This window comes from Pseudomonas sp. RW407, from assembly GCF_003176655.1.
Taxonomy (GTDB): domain Bacteria; phylum Pseudomonadota; class Gammaproteobacteria; order Pseudomonadales; family Pseudomonadaceae; genus Pseudomonas; species Pseudomonas delhiensis.
Window position 1 is genome coordinate 623,452 of record NZ_QGSL01000088.1, and the last position, 18,432, is coordinate 641,883.

General features: G+C 65.3%; 17 protein-coding genes. 3 read left to right on the top strand and 14 right to left on the bottom strand.

All coding sequences use genetic code 11. The annotated features are described in order from the left end of the window. Positions 1–405 precede the first annotated feature (405 nt). From DK254_RS09315 to DK254_RS09370, 10 genes are all read right to left on the bottom strand, one after another. Entirely contained in the window at positions 406–2,001 is a 1,596-nt protein-coding gene (locus tag DK254_RS09315; protein ID WP_109933551.1) for an isocitrate lyase, read from the bottom strand. Positions 2,002–2,511: 510 nt separating this feature from the next. Continuing rightward, on the bottom strand, positions 2,512–3,327 hold the full coding sequence (locus tag DK254_RS09325; RefSeq protein WP_109933552.1) for a secretin N-terminal domain-containing protein: 816 nt from the start codon (positions 3,325–3,327) through the stop codon (positions 2,512–2,514). Then, a complete protein-coding gene (locus tag DK254_RS09330) occupies positions 3,324–3,929 on the bottom strand; it encodes a histone acetyltransferase HPA2 (RefSeq protein WP_109933553.1) in 606 nt (201 codons plus the stop codon). Before DK254_RS09330 ends, DK254_RS09325 begins: the two co-directional genes overlap by 4 nt. Positions 3,930–3,939: 10 nt before the next feature. Continuing rightward, on the bottom strand, positions 3,940–4,368 hold the full coding sequence (locus DK254_RS09335; protein ID WP_109933554.1) for a GNAT family N-acetyltransferase: 429 nt from the start codon (positions 4,366–4,368) through the stop codon (positions 3,940–3,942). After that, complete coding sequence (locus DK254_RS09340) at positions 4,361–5,536, bottom strand: cupin domain-containing protein (RefSeq protein WP_109933555.1); 1,176 nt, start codon at positions 5,534–5,536, stop codon at positions 4,361–4,363. The genes DK254_RS09335 and DK254_RS09340 overlap by 8 nt, the downstream gene beginning before the upstream one ends. 60 nt (positions 5,537–5,596) lie before the next feature. Beyond that, positions 5,597–6,967: an adenylosuccinate lyase gene (gene purB, locus DK254_RS09345; RefSeq protein WP_109933556.1), complete on the bottom strand. Its 1,371-nt coding sequence runs from the start codon at positions 6,965–6,967 to the stop codon at positions 5,597–5,599. 115 nt (positions 6,968–7,082) lie between these two features. Further along, positions 7,083–7,709 carry a high frequency lysogenization protein HflD gene (gene hflD / locus DK254_RS09350; protein ID WP_089394794.1) on the bottom strand — a complete coding sequence of 209 codons (627 nt, stop codon included), beginning with the start codon at positions 7,707–7,709 and terminating at the stop codon, positions 7,083–7,085. Continuing rightward, the gene (gene mnmA / locus DK254_RS09355) at positions 7,706–8,845 is read right to left on the bottom strand and encodes a tRNA 2-thiouridine(34) synthase MnmA (protein ID WP_109933557.1); all 1,140 of its coding nucleotides are present in this window, start codon (positions 8,843–8,845) and stop codon (positions 7,706–7,708) included. The genes hflD and mnmA overlap by 4 nt, the downstream gene beginning before the upstream one ends. Before the next feature lie 40 nt (positions 8,846–8,885). Next, positions 8,886–9,353, bottom strand: coding sequence for an NUDIX hydrolase (locus tag DK254_RS09360; RefSeq protein WP_109933558.1), 468 nt, complete (start codon positions 9,351–9,353; stop codon positions 8,886–8,888). Positions 9,354–9,776: 423 nt separating this feature from the next. Beyond that, positions 9,777–11,999: an NADP-dependent isocitrate dehydrogenase gene (locus DK254_RS09370; protein ID WP_109933560.1), complete on the bottom strand. Its 2,223-nt coding sequence runs from the start codon at positions 11,997–11,999 to the stop codon at positions 9,777–9,779. A 357-nt stretch (positions 12,000–12,356) separates the two neighbouring features. On the opposite strand from DK254_RS09370, the gene icd reads away from it, so the two are divergent. After that, positions 12,357–13,613: an NADP-dependent isocitrate dehydrogenase gene (gene icd / locus DK254_RS09375; RefSeq protein ID WP_109933561.1), complete on the top strand. Its 1,257-nt coding sequence runs from the start codon at positions 12,357–12,359 to the stop codon at positions 13,611–13,613. Between the two features lie 80 nt (positions 13,614–13,693). On the opposite strand, the gene cspD is transcribed toward icd, so the two are convergent. Beyond that, on the bottom strand, positions 13,694–13,969 hold the full coding sequence (cspD, locus tag DK254_RS09380; RefSeq protein ID WP_109933562.1) for a cold shock domain-containing protein CspD: 276 nt from the start codon (positions 13,967–13,969) through the stop codon (positions 13,694–13,696). A 227-nt stretch (positions 13,970–14,196) separates the two neighbouring features. Here cspD and clpS point away from each other — a divergent pair, with 227 nt between their 5' ends. Beyond that, positions 14,197–14,559, top strand: a complete 363-nt coding sequence (clpS, locus tag DK254_RS09385; RefSeq protein WP_024128657.1) for an ATP-dependent Clp protease adapter ClpS — start codon at positions 14,197–14,199, stop codon at positions 14,557–14,559. Between the two features lie 27 nt (positions 14,560–14,586). Then, positions 14,587–16,860, top strand: a complete 2,274-nt coding sequence (gene clpA / locus DK254_RS09390) for an ATP-dependent Clp protease ATP-binding subunit ClpA (protein WP_089394871.1) — start codon at positions 14,587–14,589, stop codon at positions 16,858–16,860. Between the two features lie 95 nt (positions 16,861–16,955). Here clpA and infA read toward each other — a convergent pair whose 3' ends face one another. The 3 genes from infA to aat all read right to left on the bottom strand — a co-directional run. Then, positions 16,956–17,174: a translation initiation factor IF-1 gene (infA, locus tag DK254_RS09395; protein ID WP_002553999.1), complete on the bottom strand. Its 219-nt coding sequence runs from the start codon at positions 17,172–17,174 to the stop codon at positions 16,956–16,958. Between the two features lie 101 nt (positions 17,175–17,275). Then, positions 17,276–17,983 (bottom strand): arginyltransferase, encoded by a 708-nt coding sequence (locus DK254_RS09400; RefSeq protein WP_089394870.1) that lies wholly within the window; start codon positions 17,981–17,983, stop codon positions 17,276–17,278. Positions 17,984–18,014: 31 nt separating this feature from the next. Beyond that, positions 18,015–18,432 (bottom strand): leucyl/phenylalanyl-tRNA--protein transferase (aat, locus tag DK254_RS09405; protein ID WP_109933967.1); only part of this gene is annotated, 418 nt, incomplete at its 5' end.

Sequence of the window (18,432 nt, forward strand, 5' to 3'; positions counted from 1 at the left end):
GATAACGCCTACGGCGTTATCCGCCAAATCGCGGACAGAGTCCGCTCCTACAGTTCCAGGAAGCACGGACGTAGGAGCGGACTCCGTCCGCGATTGGATTCACCGGCCACGCCAGACGCCCCGGTAGCACGGCCAGCGGCGGATAACCGCGAACGGTTATACGCCCTACGGTCGGGGGCGGTCGTAGGAGCGGATCTCATCCGCGAAACGCGCCTGGACGTCCGGCTATTGCGGAAAAAGGGGGGATGCCATGCCGCGTGGCAACTGTAGGAGCGGGCCCTGCCCGCGATTTTCGCGCGCAGGACATGAAAAAACGCCGTTCCCCTGGGGGAACGGCGTTTTTCTGGAGCTACACCTTTGCGGCCGGGCCGCATCCCGGCCCCGAGGGACCGGATGAACCTGTCCTTAGTGGAACTGGTTCATGGTGTTGTCTTTGCCCGAGGCCTTCAGAGCGGCTTCGCCAGCGAAGTACTCCTTGTGGTTGTCGCCGATGTCGGAGCCGGCCATGTTCTGGTGCTTGACGCAGGCGATGCCCTGGCGGATTTCCTGACGCTGCACGCCCTTCACGTAGGCCAGCATGCCCTGGTCGGCGAAGTAGCCCTTGGCCAGGTTGTCGGTGGACAGGGCCGCGGTGTGGTAGGTCGGCAGCGTGATCAGGTGGTGGAAGATGCCGGCGTGGGCCGAGCCGTCGCGCTGGAAGGTGCGGATCTTCTCGTCGGCGATCTGGGCCAGCTCGGTCTCGTCGTACTCGACGCTCATCAGCTTGGCGCGGTCGTAGGCGGAAACGTCCTTGCCTTCGGCGACGAACGCATCGAACACCTGCTGGCGGAAGTTCAGGGTCCAGTTGAACGACGGGCTGTTGTTGTACACCAGCTTGGCGTTCGGGATGACTTCGCGGATGCGGTCGACCATGCCCTTGATCTGGCCAACGTGCGGCTTCTCGGTTTCGATCCACAGCAGGTCGGCGCCGTTCTGCAGCGAGGTGATGCAGTCCAGCACGCAACGGTCTTCGCCGGTGCCCTTGCGGAACTGGAACAGGTTGGACGGCAGGCGCTTGGGACGCAGCAGCTTGCCGCCGCGGTTGATCACCACGTCGCCGTTCTGCAGCTCGGTGGCGCTGATTTCGTCGCAGTCGAGGAAGGAGTTGTACTGGTCGCCCAGGTCGCCCGGTTGCTTGGTCACGGCGATCTGCTTGGTCAGGCCGGCACCCAGGGAGTCGGTACGGGCGACGATCACGCCATCGTCCACGCCCAGCTCGAGGAAGGCGTAGCGAACCGCGTTGATCTTGGCGAGGAAGTCTTCGTGCGGAACGGTCACTTTACCGTCCTGGTGGCCGCACTGCTTCTCGTCGGAAACCTGGTTCTCGATCTGGATGCAGCAGGCACCGGCCTCGATCATTTTCTTGGCCAGCAGGTAGGTGGCTTCCGGGTTGCCGAAGCCGGCGTCGATGTCGGCGATGATCGGCACCACGTGGGTTTCGTAGTTGTCGATCTGGTTCTGGATTTCTTCCTGCTTGGCCTTGTCGCCGGCTTCGCGGGCGGCGTCCAGGGCGGTGAAGAGCAGGTCCAGTTCGCGGGCGTCAGCCTGGCGCAGGAAGGTGTAGAGCTCTTCGATCAGGCCGGAAACCGCGGTCTTCTCGTGCATGGACTGGTCGGGCAGCGGGCCGAAGTCCGAGCGCAGCGCGGCGACCATCCAGCCGGACAGGTAGAGGTAGCGCTTGTTGGTGGTCTTCAGGTGCTTCTTGATGGAGATCAGCTTCTGCTGACCGATGAAGCCGTGCCAGCAACCCAGCGACTGGGTGTAGACGGAAGCGTCGGCGTCGTACTCGGCCATGTCCTTGCGCATGATGGCCGCGGTGTACTTGGCGATGTCCAGCCCAGTCTTGAAGCGGTTCTGGGCGCGCATACGGGCGACGGACTCGGGGTTGATAGCGCTCCAGCTGCTGCCGAACTTCTCTTTCAGGGCGGCAACGGCCTTGATGTCGTTCTGATATGCGGACATGGTCAACAATCCTTCAAAAAATGTGTTGGTTGAGCACCGACTTCCCACGCCAGACCTGTGTGTAGTCACGGTAGTGGAGCGGGTTGCTCGCCGCAGATGGCGAAATGACGACTGGAAGGATTGACGCAGAGGGAGAGGGGGTGGAGCGGGCGAACAGGTAGATGATCGCAGCGATGGCATTCGGGATCGCTTGCCGGCTCGTGGCTGCCGTTGGGCGAGGGCGAATGGCTGCATTCGACCATCTTGCTGATACGTTCTTTGCTTCCCCGTCCCTCAGGACAACTTCTTGCCAGTCGCAACCTCGTCATTTCGCCTTGTGGGCTGTAACAACACGGACCGGCACAACGAGTGGGCTGTGGCCTCGGCCCGGAGGCCCGGTTCAGGGCCCCTGGTTAGCGGGAGCGAGGCCATCATGCCTTTCGAACAATCGTTCGTCAAACGTTTTGTAGTGTTTTTTTTGGACTACTACACGAAGGTCTAAGGAGGACTCCCCGGTCACCTCCGGAAGGCTCAGTCGAGCACTTCGACCTTCACCCGCAGGCTGCTGTCGCTGCGCCCCTGGGTGCTGTAGTTGCGCGTCAGGCCGCCCTGGTCGCTGCGGCTGTTTTCGCTGGTGCCGCCCACCTCGATCCACTCGCCGAGGCGGCCGCTGAGGCGGGTGCTGGTGCCGGCGGTGTCCATGGCGCCGGGGGCGCTGTTGTTGAAGCGGTCGTTGCGGGTGTCCAGGTCGATGTGGACGATGTTGCCGCTGAGGGTGGCGGTCACGTACATGCCGCGGTTGGCGTCGCGGTACTCGGTCTGGCTGTAGACCTGGCCGTAGGGGCCGACGCCGACGTTGTACACCGGCTGGCTCTGGCCGACCTGGATCAGCGCCGGCGAGCCCTCGGTGGTCTGGACCTGCTGCACGCCGCCGCTGCGGCTGGCGGTGGAGCTGTCGATGATGCGCACCTGGTCGCGGCCGTTGACCTCGCCGCGGCCGCTCTGGATCTCGACGTTGCCGACGCTGGCCGAGCCGTTCACCGAGTAGCCGCTGCGGCTGCGCTGGCTGGAGTCGCTGGTGTCGACGCTGATCAGCAGGCGGTGGGGGCGGGTGTCCAGTTGCTCCAGCACCTGCTGCAGCTCGCGGATCTTCGCCGGCTCGGCGTTGACCACCAACTGGTTGCCGTAGGCGGTCACCCGGCCTTCGTTGCCCAGGACCTGCTGGGCCACCGGCAGTATTTCGTCGGCGGTGCGGTAGCTCAGCGGCAGGATCTCGGTGCGCGGCGCGGCCTGGGCGGCCAGGCTGATGGCGCAGGCGAGGAGCAGGGCGGTTCGGCGATGGCTCACAACAGGAAGCTCCGCAGGTTCGGGTCGGACCGGCTGGTGTCCCAGGCCTGGTCGAACTGCGCCTGCAACTGGCGGACGCGGCCGGGGTCGTTGTAGTGGGCGTGGCCGGCGGGCAGCGCCGGTTCGGTTCGCAGCAGCAGGCCGAGCTGGTCGGCGAGCAGGAAAGCCTGTTCCGGGCTGGGGTAGTCCGGGTTGAGCAGGCGGATGTGCAGGTTGCTGGACAGGCGCCGGCTGAGGTTGAGCAGGCGGTGGCCTTCCTTGACCGGGCGGGTGCTGTCGCGCAGGAGGATGCGCAGGCGGTTCTGCGGGTGGCGCAGCAGCAGGCGGGTGCAGGCCTGCTGGATGCTGCTGTGGTTGTACAGCCAGGCTTCCAGGTCCGGGCTGTACAGGCACAGGTTGCGCTGGGCCTGCTGCATCAGCGCCAGGGCGTGGGCGCGGGCCGCTTCGGGTTCGCCGAAACGCTGCAGGCCGCTGTCGTCGCCGAGGCGGAAGGGCGCCGGCTCCCAGGGGCGGGAGGCCGGCAGCTCGGGTTCCGGGTTGTGCACGGTAAAACGCCCCGGGGAATGGAAGTCGATGCCTTCAGGTTCCGGGGCGTCTTTCATCGCGGTTTCCTCAGGCGCTTTCGCGCACCATGTCGACGTGGGGCAGGCCGGCTTCGAGGAATTCGCCGCTGGCCACCTTGAAGCCTAGCCGCTCGTAGAAGGGGATGGCGTAGACCTGGGCGGTCAGCAGCTGGCGCTTGAGCTGGCGGCGCTCGGCTTCCTCGATGGCGGCGCGCATCAGCAGGTCGCCGACCTTCAGCCCGCGCCAGTCCCTGAGTACCGACACCCGGCCGATGTGGCCGTCGGGCAGCAGGCGCGCCGTGCCGATCGCGTAGTCCCCCTCGAAGGCGAGGAAGTGCACGGCTTCCGCATCCTCGGCGTCCCATTCCAGTTCCGGCGGCACCGATTGCTCGGCGATGAAGACCGCTTCGCGGATGCGCCGCAGGTCGGCATTGTCCTTCTGCCAGTCGGCCAGGCGAACCCTGATCTTGTTACTCATCGGCAAACTCCAAACTGCCCTGTTTGACCAATTCTGCCAACAGCTTACGCCCATCCTCATCGCCCAGCCATTGGCCGAGGTTGTCGCTGTGCAGTGCGTCCGCCGAGCAGACCAGTTTGAGCAGCGGCTCCATGGTCTTGGGCAGAACCACGCTCTGGCCGCTGGAGAACAGCAGCAGGCCGACGTCCACTTCGCTCCAGGCCAGGCGTGCACTGGGGTTGCGCACCAGCACGGCGCCGTCCTCGAGGGCCTGGCGCAGGTCCGTGTCGTCGATTTCCTCGCCGGCCACCAGTTCCGGGTAGCGCGGCTCGGTCATGAACTGGCCGAACCAGGTGAGCAGCAGGCGTTCGTCGCTCATGTGCTCCTGCAGCAGGTTCTTCAGGCGGTCGAGGGCGTCGCGCTGGATCTTGTGCTGGTCCTCGCCGCTCTTCACCGCGGCCATGCCGGCATCGGTGTAGCGCTCCTCGTCGGAGAGGAACTGGGCGAGGAAGTCGGTGAAGTGGGTCAGCACCTCGGCGGCGCTGGGCGCGCGGAAGCCCACCGAGTAGGTCATGCACTCGTCCTCGGCGATGCCGTAGTGGGCCACGCGCGGCGGCAGGTAGAGCATGTCGCCGGGTTCCAGCACCCATTCGTCGCTCTGCTGGAAGTCGGCCAGGATGCGCAGGTCGGCATGCTGCAGCATCGGGCTGTCGGCATCGCACAACTGGCCGATCTTCCAGCGGCGGCGGCCATGGCCCTGCAGCAGGAACACGTCGTAGTTGTCGAAGTGCGGCCCTACGCCGCCGCCTGGCGCGGCATAGCTGATCATCACGTCGTCGATGCGCCAGCTGGGCAGGAACTTGAAGTGCTCCAGCAGTTCGGCGACCTCCGGCACGAACTGGTCGACGGCCTGCACCAGCAGGGTCCAGTCGCGCTCGGGCAGTTCCTTGTAGGTGTCCTCGCTGAAGGGGCCGCGGCGCATTTCCCAGGGCGTCTTGCCGTGTTCGAGGATGATGCGCGACTCGACGCTGTCTTCCAGGGACAGGCCGGCCAGTTCGTCGGCCTCCAGCGGGCTTTCGAAACCGGGGATGGCCTGGCGCACCAGCAGGGGTTTCTTCTGCCAGTAGTCGCGGAGGAATTCATCGGCGCTGATGCCGCCCAGGAGCTGAAGAGGAATAGCAGGATTCATATGTAAGTCCTTGAAACAAAAACGCCCGGCACAGCCGGGCGTGCAAATGTTCAGTGCATGTCAGATGCGCTTGGCCTGGGCGGCGGCGTTGCCGATGTAGTTCGCCGGGGTCAGCTTCTTCAGCTCGGCCTTGGCTTCGGCGGGCATGTCGAGGCCGTCGATGAACACCTGCAGGGCCTCGGCGCTGATACCTTTGCCGCGGGTCAGCTCCTTGAGCTTCTCGTAGGGGTTCTCGATGCCGTAGCGGCGCATCACGGTCTGCACCGGCTCGGCCAGGACTTCCCAGCAGGCGTCCAGGTCTTCGGCGATGCGCGCGGCGTTCAGCTCCAGCTTGCCGATGCCCTTGAGGCTGGCTTCATAGGCGATGACGCTGTGGGCGAAGCCGACGCCGAGGTTGCGCAGCACGGTGGAGTCGGTCAGGTCGCGCTGCCAGCGGGAGATCGGCAGCTTGCTGGCCAGGTGCTGGAAGATCGCGTTGGCGATGCCCAGGTTGCCCTCGGAGTTCTCGAAGTCGATCGGGTTGACCTTGTGCGGCATGGTCGAGGAGCCGATCTCGCCGGCCACGGTCTTCTGCTTGAAGTAGCCCAGGGAGATGTAGCCCCAGACGTCGCGGTCGAAGTCGATGAGGATGGTGTTGAAGCGGGCGATGGCGTCGAACAGCTCGGCGATGTAGTCGTGCGGCTCGATCTGGGTGGTGTAGGGGTTCCAGGCCAGGCCCAGGTCATGGACGATGAACTCGCGGGCGTTGGCTTCCCAGTCCACCTGCGGGTAGGCCGACAGGTGGGCGTTGTAGTTGCCCACCGCGCCGTTGATCTTGCCCAGCAACTCGACGTCGGCGACCTGCTTGATCTGCCGCTCCAGGCGGTAGACCACGTTGGCCAGTTCCTTGCCCAGGGTGGTCGGCGAGGCCGGCTGGCCGTGGGTGCGGGAGAGCATGGGGACGTCGGCGAACTGGACCGCCAGCTCGCGGATCGACTCGGCGATCCGGCGCATCAGCGGCAGCAGCACCTGGTCGCGGCCTTCGCGCAGCATCAGGGCGTGGGACAGGTTGTTGATGTCCTCGCTGGTGCAGGCGAAGTGGATGAACTCGCTGACCTTGGCCAGTTCCGGCAGCTTGGCGGCCTGCTCCTTGAGCAGGTATTCCACGGCCTTGACGTCGTGGTTGGTGGTGCGCTCGATTTCCTTGATGCGCTGCGCGTGCTCCAGTTGGAAGTCCTCGGCCAGCTTGTCGAGCAGGGCGTTGGCTTCGCCGGAGAAGGGCGCGACCTCGGGGATGCCGGCGTGCGCCGCGAGGCGCTGCAGCCAGCGGACCTCCACCAGGACGCGGAAACGGATCAGGCCGTATTCGCTGAAGATCGGACGCAGGGCGCTGGTCTTGCTGCCGTAGCGGCCGTCGACGGGGGAAACCGCGGTAAGGGAGGAAAGCTGCATGGGGCGTTCTCGTGGCTGTCGGTCAACGAAAAGGGCGCACATCATACACGAATGGGCGCGCCTTCGCCCGTACTTGCTGCCATACGGAAGCGCCCGTGCGGGCGCCCCGGCGGCTTCAGTCGGCGCCGCGCAGGATCGGGCGCAGTTCGCCCAGCAGCTTGCGCCGGCTGAACACCATTTGCCAGCGGTTGCCGCCCAGCTGCCGCCACAGGCGCGCGGAGCGGATGCCGGCCAGCAGCAGGGCGCGGATGCGCGCGGCGTTGGCGTTGATCTGCAGGTAGCGCATGTCGCCGTGCACCTGGATGCGCTGGCGGAAGGTGCTCAGGGTGTCCTGGTAGAGGCCGGCGCAGGAGGCGATGACGTTCTCGTGGACCAGGCCGAAGTGCTGCACCTGCTGCTGCACCTGGTCCAGGCGCGAGCCGATCAGGTCGAGCATGTCGTCGCGCTTGGCCAGTTGGCGCTCCAGGCCGATCAGCGACAGCGCGTAGCGCAGCGGTTCGCGCTGCAGGCTGTTGGGGTCGCGCTCCAGGGCGCTGGCCAGGGCGCGGAAGCCCTCGCGCAGGTTGTGGATGTCGCCGCCGAACACGTCCAGGGTGGTCTTCGGCTCGCGCACCAGCAGGCTGCCGAGCATGCAGCCCAGCGGGGCTTCGGGAATCTGCCCGGTGCGGGCCAGGCGGTCCACCAGGGCGGCGGCTTCGAAGACGCCGGCGAGGGCGATCAGTTGGTCGCGCAACTCGCTCATGCACGCTCCTTGGGGTAGGCCGGCTCGGCCGATTCGATCACGCCACCGCCCAGGCACACCTCGCCGTCGTAGAACACCACGGACTGGCCCGGGGTGACGGCGCGCTGCGGTTCGTCGAACACCGCGCGGTAGCCGTCGGCGGTGCGCTCCAGCAGGCAGTCCTGGTCGGCCTGGCGGTAGCGCACCTTGGCGCGCAATGCGCGTGGCTCGGGCAGCTCCAGCGGGTTCACCCAGAAGATGCTGGAGGCGTGCAGGGCGCGGGAGAACAGCCAGGGGTGGTCGTTGCCCTGGCCGACGACCAGCACGTTGCGCGCCAGGTCCTTCTCCAGCACGTACCAGGGGCTGTCGTCGGCGTTCTTCATGCCGCCGATGCCCAGGCCCTGGCGCTGGCCGATGGTGTGGTACATCAGCCCGGCGTGGCGGCCGATGACCTGGCCGTCGGTGGTCTCGATGTCGCCCGGCTGTGCCGGCAGGTACTGCTTGAGGAAGTCGCTGAAGCGCCGCTCGCCGATGAAGCAGATGCCGGTGGAGTCCTTCTTCTTCGCCGTGGCCAGGCCGTATTTCTCGGCGATGGCGCGCACTTCCGGCTTCTCCAGCTCGCCCACCGGGAACAGCGTGCGGGCGATCTGCTCGCCGCCCACGGCGTGGAGGAAGTAGCTCTGGTCCTTGTTCGGGTCCAGGCCCTTGAGCAGCTCGGTGCGGCCGTCGATGTCGCGGCGGCGCACGTAGTGGCCGGTGGCGATCAGGTCGGCGCCCAGGGCCAGGGCGTAGTCGAGGAAGGCTTTGAACTTGATCTCGCGGTTGCACAGGATGTCCGGGTTCGGCGTGCGCCCGGCCTTGTACTCGGCGAGGAAGTACTCGAAGACGTTGTCCCAGTACTCGGCGGCGAAGTTGGCAGTGTGCAGCTTGATGCCGATGCGGTCGCAGACGGCCTGGGCGTCCGCCAGGTCGGTCATGGCTGTGCAGTACTCGGTGCCGTCGTCCTCTTCCCAGTTCTTCATGAACAGGCCTTCCACCTCGTAGCCCTGCTCCTTGAGCAGGAGGGCGGAAACCGAGGAGTCCACGCCGCCGGACATGCCGACGATGACGCGGCCCTTGCCGGGCTGGACGGGGGAGGTGGGGCTGGAATCGGACATGGCAGGCTATCGCGGGCTTCGGTGCAAAAGCGGGATTCTATCAGGCCGGGTTCGGCACGGGCAGTTCGGCATCGCGGATCAGTGCCAGGGGGAAGCGTCCGCCGGCCAGGTAGTCGTCGATGCAGCGCGCTACCAGGTGGCTGCGCCAGCTGTCCTTGCGGGCTTCCAGCTCCTCGCGGGTCAGCCAGCGCGGGCCGATGATGCCGTCGTCCAGCGGCAGCTCCGGGCGATGCCGCAGCGGGCGGGCGGCGAAGCACACGCGCTGGTAGGTGACGCCGTTGCTCGGCGCGGTGTAGAGGTAGATGCCGGTGACCGCGGTCAGTTCGACTTCCCAGCCGGTTTCCTCGAGGGTTTCGCGCACGGCGGCCTGCAGCAGGCTCTCGTCGGCCTCCAGGTGGCCGGCGGGCTGGTTCAGCACGGCCTTGCCGTGGGAGGTTTCCTCCACCAGCAGGAAGCGGCCCTGGTCCTCGACGATGGTTGCGACTGTGATATGCGGTTGCCAGCGCATGGGTGGTCCTCCGGGGAAATGGGCATGATAACGCTGGAGGGCGGGGTGGTGTTGGGGGGTAGGAGCGAGCTTGCTCGCGAACAGTGCCTCCCGGCGGGTACGGTGTGTTGGGTTGACTCCGCAACCCTCTCCCTAGCCCTCTCCCTGAAGGGAGAGGGGACCGATCGGTATGCTCGGATACTCCTGAGTTCGCCGGCAGCTCTTGAAATATCCGGCTAAAACCATGCTCCCAGCCGGCACGGACTAGCCCCCTCTCCCTTCAGGGAGAGGGCTGGGGAGAGGGTGCGGAGCCCAGCCTGATGCCGAAACAACCGGGAGCCTGTTCGCGAGCAAGCTCGCTCCTACGAAAAGCCCTGCGCAGCCCCGAAAAAGCAAAACCCCGGCACCAGGCCGGGGTTTTCGTCGGTCACGCTAGCCGTCGGCTCAGTTCAGCGAGTCGATGGCGGCGTTGAAGGTGGCGCTGGGGCGCATCACCTGGCTGGTTTTCTCCGGGTTGGAGCGGTAGTAGCCACCGATGTCCACGGCCTTGCCCTGGGCGCCGTTCAGTTCGGCGACGATGGTCGCTTCCTGCTCGGTCAGGGTCTTGGCCAGCGGGGTGAAGTGGGCTTTCAGCTCGGCGTCGTCGTTCTGCGCGGCCAGGGCCTGGGCCCAGTACAGCGCCAGGTAGAAGTGGCTGCCGCGGTTGTCGATCTCGCCGACCTTGCGCGCCGGGGACTTGTTGTTGTCCAGCAGCTTGCCGGTGGCTTCGTCGAGGGTCTTGCCCAGGACCTTGGCCTTGGCGTTGCCGGTCTTGATGCCTTCTTCCTCCAGGGACACGGCCAGGGCCAGGAACTCGCCCAGGGAGTCCCAGCGCAGGTAGTTCTCTTCAACCAGCTGCTGCACGTGCTTGGGCGCCGAACCGCCGGCACCGGTCTCGTACATGCCGCCACCGGCCATCAGCGGAACGATGGAGAGCATCTTGGCCGAGGTGCCCAGTTCCATGATCGGGAACAGGTCGGTCAGGTAGTCGCGCAGTACGTTGCCGGTCACCGAGATGGTGTCCTGGCCGCGGATCATGCGCTCCATGCTGGTGCGGATGGCTTCGTTGTAGCCCTTGATGCTGATGTCCAGGCCGGTCAGGTCGTGGTCCTTCAGGTACAGCTCGACCTTCTTGCGCAGCTCGTTGTCGTGGGCGCGCTCCGGGTCCAGCCAGAAGATGGCCGGGGTGTTGGACTGGCGGGCGCGGGTGACGGCCAGCTTGACCCAGTCGCGAATCGGGGCGTCCTTGGTCTGGCAGGCGCGCCAGATGTCGCCGGCTTCGACTTCGTGCTGCATCAGCACCTTGCCGTCGGCGTCGACCACGCGCATGGTGCCGTCGGCTTCCATCTCGAAGGTCTTGTCGTGGGAGCCGTATTCCTCGGCCTTCTGCGCCATCAGGCCGACGTTCGGCACGCTGCCCATGGTGGTCGGGTCGAAGGCGCCGTTGGTCTTGCAGAAATTGATCATCTCCTGGTAGATGCGGGCGTAGGTGCTCTCCGGCATCACCGCCTTGGTGTCCTTCTGTTTGCCGTCCTTGCCCCACATCTGGCCGGAGTTGCGGATCATCGCCGGCATGGAGGCGTCGACGATCACGTCGCTGGGGATGTGCAGGTTGGTGATGCCCTTGACCGAGTCGACCATCGCCATTTCCGGGCGGTGGCTGTACACCTCGTGGATGTCGTGGAGGATTTCTTCCTGCTGGGAGGCCGGCAGCGACTTGATCTTGTCGTAGACGCTGGAGATGCCGTTGTTCGGGTTCACGCCCAGCTCTTCGAACAGCTTGCCGTACTTGTCGAACACGTCCTTGTAGTAGACGGTGACGGCGTGGCCGAAGACGATCGGGTGGGAAATCTTCATCATGGTCGCCTTGACGTGCAGGGACCACATGACGCCGGTTTCCTTGCAGTCCTGCAGGGTCTTCTCGAAGAAGGCGCGCAGTTTGCTGCAGCTCATGAACATGCTGTCGAGGACTTCGCCTTCCTGCAGGGCCAGCTTCTTCTTCAGCTCGACCTTGCCGTCCTTGCCGACGAACTCGATGCGCACTTCACCGGCCTTGGGAACGGTGACCGACTGCTCGCTGGAGAAGAAGTCGCCGCCGCGCATGTAGTCGGCGTGCGAACGCGAGGCCATGCTCCACTTGCCCATGCTGTGCGGGTGCTTGCGGGCGTATGCCTTGACCGCGGCCGGGGCGCGGCGGTCGGAGTTGCCTTCGCGCAGGACCGGGTTCACGGCGCTGCCGAGGATCTTGGCGTAACGGGCGCGGGTGTCTTTCTCTTCGTCGGTCTGCGGGTCTTCCGGGAAGTCCGGGACGGCGTAGCCCAGGGCCTGCAGCTCGGCGATGGCGCCCTTGAGCTGGGGTACCGAGGCGCTGATGTTCGGCAGCTTGATGATGTTGGCGTCGGGGGCGGTGGCCAGCTTGGCCAGGTAGGCCAGGTCGTCTTCGATGGTCTTGTCGCCGAGCTTGTCGGTGAAGGCGGCGAGGATGCGTCCTGCAAGAGAGATGTCGCGGGTTTCGACGTCAATGTCGGCGGAGGCGGCGAAGGCCTTGACGATCGGGAGGAGCGAGTAGGTGGCGAGGGCGGGTGCTTCGTCGGTGAAGGTGTAGGTGATCTTCGAGCGGTTGGACATCTACTATGACTCTCTTCTTTGCTGGGCGCGCACAGAGTCTCGATACGCCTTGGTGGGCGCTTTCGTCCGACACGGCAAGGTGCCGGCATTCGAGAATTGCCGCGGGGATATTGGGGCGCCAGTAGAGCGTTGTACGACCACGTCAGGGTGGCGACGTGGCCGTTGCGAGGAGAGGGGTCTGGTCCCAGACGGCCCGGACCTCGATGACTGTGAAGTCACGGCGCGCAGTATACCACTCTATCGGCGGGGTGACGCATCCGCGGCTTTTAGACTAAGGCATAAGTTTGTGGTTAGGGGCGGGCAACTGGGCTACCCTCAGGGGCTGCAACAGGGTTCAACCACAACACGGAGTTCAGCATGGGATACCAGAAGATCCAGGTGCCGGCCGCAGGTGAGCGCATCACCGTCAATGCCGACAATTCCCTGAATGTACCGAACAACCCGATCATTCCCTACATCGAAGGCGACGGCATCGGCGTTGATATCAGCCCGGTGATGATAGACGTCGTCGATGCAGCCGTGGAAAAGGCCTACAAGGGCCAGCGCAAGATCGCCTGGATGGAGGTCTATGCCGGCGAGAAGGCCACCCAGGTCTACGACCAGGACACCTGGCTGCCCGAAGAGACCCTGGAGGCCGTGCGCGACTACGTGGTGTCCATCAAGGGGCCGCTGACCACCCCCGTCGGCGGCGGCATCCGCTCCCTCAACGTGGCCTTGCGCCAGCAGCTCGACCTCTACGTCTGCCTGCGCCCGGTGCGCTGGTTCGAGGGCGTGCCCAGCCCGGTGAAGAAGCCCGGCGACGTGGACATGGTGATCTTCCGCGAGAATTCCGAGGACATCTACGCCGGCGTCGAGTGGAAGGCCGGCTCGCCCGAGGCGCAGAAGATCATCAAGTTCCTCACCGAGGAGATGGGCGTCAAGAAGATCCGCTTCACCGAGGATTGCGGCATCGGCATCAAGCCGGTATCCCGGGAAGGCACCCGGCGCCTGGTGCGCAAGGCCCTGCAGTACGCCGTGGACAACGACCGCAGCTCGGTCACCCTGGTGCACAAGGGCAACATCATGAAGTTCACCGAGGGGGCCTTCAAGGACTGGGGCTACGAGCTGGCCCGCGAAGAGTTCGGCGCCGAACTGCTGGACGGCGGCCCCTGGATGCAGTTCAAGAATCCGCTGACCGGGCGCAACGTCGTGGTCAAGGACGTGATCGCCGACGCCATGCTGCAGCAGATCCTGCTGCGTCCGGCCGAATACGACGTGATCGCCACCCTGAACCTGAACGGCGACTACCTCTCCGACGCCCTGGCGGCGGAAGTGGGCGGCATCGGCATCGCCCCCGGGGCCAACCTGTCGGATTCGGTGGCCATGTTCGAGGCGACCCACGGCACCGCGCCCAAGTACGCCGGGCAGGACAAGGTCAACCCGGGCTCGCTGATCCTCTCCGCCGAGATGATGCTGCGGCACATGGGCTGGAGCGAAGCGGCCGACCTGATCATCAAGGGGATGAACGGCGCCATCGCGGCCAAGACCGTGACCTACGACTTCGAGCGGCTGATGGAAGGCGCCAAGCTGGCGTCCTGCTCGGAGTTCGGCGAGGCCATGATCGCCAAGATGTAACAGGCGTGAGACAACGAAAAAAGGCCGGTGCTCGCCGGCCTTTCTTCATTTGCTTCGCCGGTAATGGCGGGGCAGGGGGATCAGGCTTCTGCGGTGACGCTCTGCACCTCGCTGCTGGGGCTGGCCTGGGCGGTGCTGGCCGGCGCGCTGGCGCCGATCGGCTGGATGTTCACCGCATGCAGACCCTTCGGACCTTGCAGGATCTCGAAGCTGACCGGCTGGCCGGCCTTGAGCGTCTTGTAGCCATCCATCTGGATCGCCGAGTAATGAGCGAACAGGTCCTCATCTCGGCCGTCGGCCAGGATGAACCCATAGCCCTTGGCGTTGTTGAACCACTTGACCTTACCGCTGAGCATGCTGATATCCCTCTGCAAAGGACTCCATCGCTGGAGTATCATCCACTACGATTCCGCTCCAACCCTAGAGATTCCAGGGCCGCAGAACGCCTGATACCCGCTGTGGGGTATCCTTTGTTTGTAACACCGTTTTGGGGTTAGTCAAGGCGCTCTCGTCCGCGCCTGAGATTCAGGTCAAACTCCACTCAGGCCTTTAATTCCCACGTTGCGAACCCATTTATTCCAGCATGCATGCAAGTAGCCAGATTCGACTAACATTCAATCAGGACCGTCCCGATCCCCTCGAGGAAGAGGGGGCCGGGCTCGCGGTCGAGGAATCCAAGCCGGCCCTGAAACCTCCGCCGATGTACAGGGTCATCATGTTCAACGATGACTACACGCCGATGGATTTCGTGGTAGAGGTACTGGAGCTGTACTTCAACATGAACCGGGAGCAGGCAACCAAGGTCATGTTGACCGTACATACTCAGGGCAAGGCGGTCTGCGGCACGTTCACCCGTGACATCGCCGAGACCAAGGCCATGCAGGTCAATCAGTATGCGAGGGAGAGCCAGCATCCACTGTTGTGTGAGATTGAGAAAGAAAGCTGATGCGGATGTTTGGAGCGAGGTGAAGCCATGTTGAATCGAGAGCTCGAAGTCACCCTCAATCTCGCCTTCAAGGAAGCGCGGGCAAAACGGCATGAGTTCATGACCGTCGAGCACCTGCTGCTGGCGCTCCTGGACAACGAGGCGGCGGCCACCGTGCTGCGCGCCTGCGGGGCGAACCTGGACAAGCTGCGTCGTGATCTGCAGGAATTCATCGATTCCACCACGCCGCTGATCCCGCAGCACGACGAGGACCGCGAGACCCAGCCGACCCTGGGCTTCCAGCGCGTGCTGCAGCGCGCGGTGTTCCACGTGCAGAGCTCCGGCAAGCGCGAAGTGACCGGCGCCAACGTGCTGGTGGCCATCTTCAGCGAGCAGGAGAGCCAGGCGGTGTTCCTGCTCAAGCAGCAGAGCGTCGCCCGCATCGACGTGGTGAACTACATCGCCCACGGCATCTCCAAGGTGCCCGGCCATGCCGAGCACCAGGAAAGCGACCAGGAGATGCAGGACGAGGAGGGTGGCGAGTCCTCCACTTCCAGCCACCCGCTGGACGCCTATGCCAGCAACCTCAACGACCTGGCGCGCCAGGGCCGCATCGACCCGTTGGTCGGCCGCGAGTCCGAGGTGGAGCGCGTGGCGCAGATCCTCGCCCGGCGGCGCAAGAACAACCCGCTGCTGGTGGGCGAGGCCGGCGTCGGCAAGACCGCCATCGCCGAAGGCCTGGCCAAGCGCATCGTCGACGGCCAGGTGCCGGACCTGCTGGCCGACAGCGTGGTCTACTCCCTGGACCTGGGCGCGCTGCTGGCCGGCACCAAGTACCGCGGCGACTTCGAGAAGCGCTTCAAGGCGCTGCTCAACGAGTTGCGCAAGCGCCCGCACGCGGTGCTGTTCATCGACGAGATCCACACCATCATCGGCGCCGGCGCGGCGTCCGGCGGGGTGATGGATGCGTCCAACCTGCTCAAGCCGCTGCTTTCCTCGGGCGAGATCCGCTGCATCGGCTCGACCACCTTCCAGGAATTCCGCGGCATCTTCGAGAAGGACCGCGCCCTGGCGCGGCGCTTCCAGAAGGTCGACGTCACCGAGCCATCGGTGGAAGACACCGTGGGCATCCTCAAGGGGCTCAAGCCGCGCTTCGAGCAGCACCACCACGTCGAGTACAGCGACGAGGCCCTGCGCGCCGCCGCCGAGCTGGCCGCACGCTACATCAATGACCGGCACATGCCGGACAAGGCCATCGACGTCATCGACGAGGCTGGCGCCTACCAGCGCCTGCAGCCGGAAGAGAAGCGCGTGAAGCGCATCGAGGTGGCCCAGGTCGAGGACATAGTGGCGAAGATCGCGCGGATCCCGCCCAAGCACGTCACCAGCTCGGACAAGGAGCTGCTGCGCAACCTGGAGCGTGACCTCAAGCTGACGGTGTTCGGCCAGGACGCGGCCATCGAGTCGCTGTCCACCGCCATCAAGCTGTCCCGCGCGGGCCTGAAATCGCCGGACAAGCCGGTCGGCTCCTTCCTCTTCGCCGGCCCCACCGGGGTGGGCAAGACCGAAGTCGCCCGCCAGTTGGCCAAGGCGCTGGGCGTGGAGCTGGTGCGCTTCGACATGTCCGAGTACATGGAGCGGCACACGGTGTCGCGGCTGATCGGCGCCCCGCCGGGCTACGTCGGCTTCGACCAGGGCGGCCTGCTCACCGAGGCCATCACCAAGACGCCGCACTGCGTGCTGCTGCTGGACGAGATCGAGAAGGCCCACCCGGAAGTCTTCAACCTGCTGCTGCAGGTGATGGACCACGGCACCCTGACCGACAACAACGGGCGCAAGGCGGACTTCCGCAACGTCATCGTCATCATGACCACCAACGCCGGCGCGGAAACCGCGGCACGGGCCTCCATCGGCTTCAGCCAGCAGGACCACACCAGCGATGCCATGGAAGTGATCAAGAAGAGCTTCACGCCGGAGTTCCGCAACCGCCTGGATACCATCATCCAGTTCGGCCGGCTCAGCCACGAGACGATCAAGAGCGTGGTCGACAAGTTCCTCACCGAGCTGCAGGCGCAGCTGGAGGACAAGCGCGTCCAGCTCGAGGTCAGCGACGCGGCGCGCAACTGGCTGGCGGAGAAGGGCTACGACCCGCAGATGGGCGCTCGCCCGATGGCGCGGCTGATCCAGGACAAGATCAAGCGGCCCCTGGCCGAGCAGATCCTGTTCGGCGAACTGGCCGAGCACGGCGGCGTGGCACACATCGACCTGAAGGACGGCGAGTTGGTCTTCGAGTACGAGGTGGTCACCGCGGAGCCGGCCTGACGGTCGGCTTTTCGGCCTAAACGCAAACGCCCGGCAATGCCGGGCGTTTTGCTATTCGTCCGGGCCGGAGCCCGGTTTCACCTTGCGCTCGGCGCTCAGCGTGCGCGGTAGGTGATGCGACCCTTGCTCAGGTCGTAGGGAGTCAGTTCGACGCGAACCTTGTCGCCGGTCAGGATGCGGATGTAGTTCTTGCGCATCTTGCCGGAGATGTGCGCGGTAACGACGTGCCCGTTCTCCAACTCCACGCGGAACATGGTGTTGGGCAGGGTGTCGACGACAGTGCCTTCCATTTCGAAGCTGTCTTCTTTCGACATGCAGTAGAGCCCTCGGTGTCTATGAATGGCCTGGGTGGCCTGAAAAAAGGCGAGTATTGTGCCTGAAATCCATGTCATACGCCAGAAGCGGCGCACCGGCTTCAGCTGAGCGCCACCCAGCGCTGGTTGACGAAGAGTTCGATGGGCCGGTACTGGGTCTTGTAGTTCATCTTCCGGCAGTTCTTGATCCAGTAGCCCAGGTACACCGCGTACAGGCCCAGGCGCTCGGTCTCGGCGATCTGCCAGAGGATGGCGTAGCGCCCCAGGCTGCGGCGTTCCTCGTCGGGGTCGTAGAAGGTGTAGACCGCCGACAGGCCGTTGGGCAGCACGTCGGTGACCGCCACGGCGAGCAGGCGGCCCTGCAGGCGGAACTCGTAGAAGCAGCTGAACGGCAGGTCGCGCACCAGGAAGGTGCTGAACTGGTCGCGGCTGGGCGGGTACATGTCGCCGTCGGCGTGGCGCTGCTCGATGTAGCGCATGTACAGCGCGTAGTACTCCTCGGTGAAGGCCGGGCGGCGCTTGAGCACCTTGAGGTCGGCGTTGCGCTTGATGATGCGCTTCTGCTGGCGGTTGGGCTGGAAGCCGCCGGCGGGGATGCGCGCCGGGATGCAGGCGGTGCAGTGCTGGCAGTGCGGGCGATAGAGGTGCTCGCCGCTGCGACGGAAACCGACTTCCGACAGCGAGGCATACAGCTGCGCATCCATGGGCTGGCTGGGATCGAGGAACAGGGTGGTGGCCTGCTCCTCGGGCAGGTAGCTGCATGGGTGCGGCTGCGTCGCGTAGAACTTCAGTCGGGCCAGTTCGGTCATGGTCAACCCCCGCGATAACCCTCTGGCAAGTTTATGCCAGTCCGCGCGAGTCCGCTTGCGAACGCCAGTCGCAGAGCGGCGTTTCGTCGAGATGACGGCGCAGGTGGCTGGCGAAGTCGGCGCGGCTGATGGCGCGGGCGCCGAAGCTGTGCAGGTGCTGGGTGGGCATCTGGCAGTCGATCAATACGAACCCGGCGGCGCGCAGATGTTGCACCAGGGTGACGAATGCCACCTTGGAGGCGTTGTCGGCGCGGCTGAACATGGACTCGCCGAAGAACAGCCGGCCCATGGCCAGGCCGTAGAGGCCGCCGACCAGCTGCTCGCCGTCCCAGCTTTCCACCGAGTGGGCGATGCCCTGGCGGTGCAGCTGGCGGTAGGCGTCCTGCATCGGCTGGGTGATCCAGGTGCCGTCGGCATAGTCGCGCGGGGCGGCGCAGGCGGCGATGACC

Bases quoted from the DNA above. Each gene is read 5' to 3' on its own strand.
- DK254_RS09315 (WP_109933551.1), bottom strand. From the start codon at position 2,001: ATGTCCGCATATCAGAACGACATCAAGGCCGTTGCCGCCCTGAAAGAG.
- DK254_RS09330 (WP_109933553.1), bottom strand. From the start codon at position 3,929: ATGAAAGACGCCCCGGAACCTGAAGGCATCGACTTCCATTCCCCGGGG.
- DK254_RS09335 (WP_109933554.1), bottom strand. From the start codon at position 4,368: ATGAGTAACAAGATCAGGGTTCGCCTGGCCGACTGGCAGAAGGACAAT.
- DK254_RS09340 (WP_109933555.1), bottom strand. From the start codon at position 5,536: ATGAATCCTGCTATTCCTCTTCAGCTCCTGGGCGGCATCAGCGCCGAT.
- purB (WP_109933556.1), bottom strand. From the start codon at position 6,967: ATGCAGCTTTCCTCCCTTACCGCGGTTTCCCCCGTCGACGGCCGCTAC.
- hflD (WP_089394794.1), bottom strand. From the start codon at position 7,709: ATGAGCGAGTTGCGCGACCAACTGATCGCCCTCGCCGGCGTCTTCGAA.
- mnmA (WP_109933557.1), bottom strand. From the start codon at position 8,845: ATGTCCGATTCCAGCCCCACCTCCCCCGTCCAGCCCGGCAAGGGCCGC.
- DK254_RS09360 (WP_109933558.1), bottom strand. From the start codon at position 9,353: ATGCGCTGGCAACCGCATATCACAGTCGCAACCATCGTCGAGGACCAG.
- DK254_RS09370 (WP_109933560.1), bottom strand. From the start codon at position 11,999: ATGTCCAACCGCTCGAAGATCACCTACACCTTCACCGACGAAGCACCC.
- icd (WP_109933561.1), top strand. From the start codon at position 12,357: ATGGGATACCAGAAGATCCAGGTGCCGGCCGCAGGTGAGCGCATCACC.
- cspD (WP_109933562.1), bottom strand. From the start codon at position 13,969: ATGCTCAGCGGTAAGGTCAAGTGGTTCAACAACGCCAAGGGCTATGGG.
- clpS (WP_024128657.1), top strand. From the start codon at position 14,197: ATGCATGCAAGTAGCCAGATTCGACTAACATTCAATCAGGACCGTCCC.
- clpA (WP_089394871.1), top strand. From the start codon at position 14,587: ATGTTGAATCGAGAGCTCGAAGTCACCCTCAATCTCGCCTTCAAGGAA.
- infA (WP_002553999.1), bottom strand. From the start codon at position 17,174: ATGTCGAAAGAAGACAGCTTCGAAATGGAAGGCACTGTCGTCGACACC.
- DK254_RS09400 (WP_089394870.1), bottom strand. From the start codon at position 17,983: ATGACCGAACTGGCCCGACTGAAGTTCTACGCGACGCAGCCGCACCCA.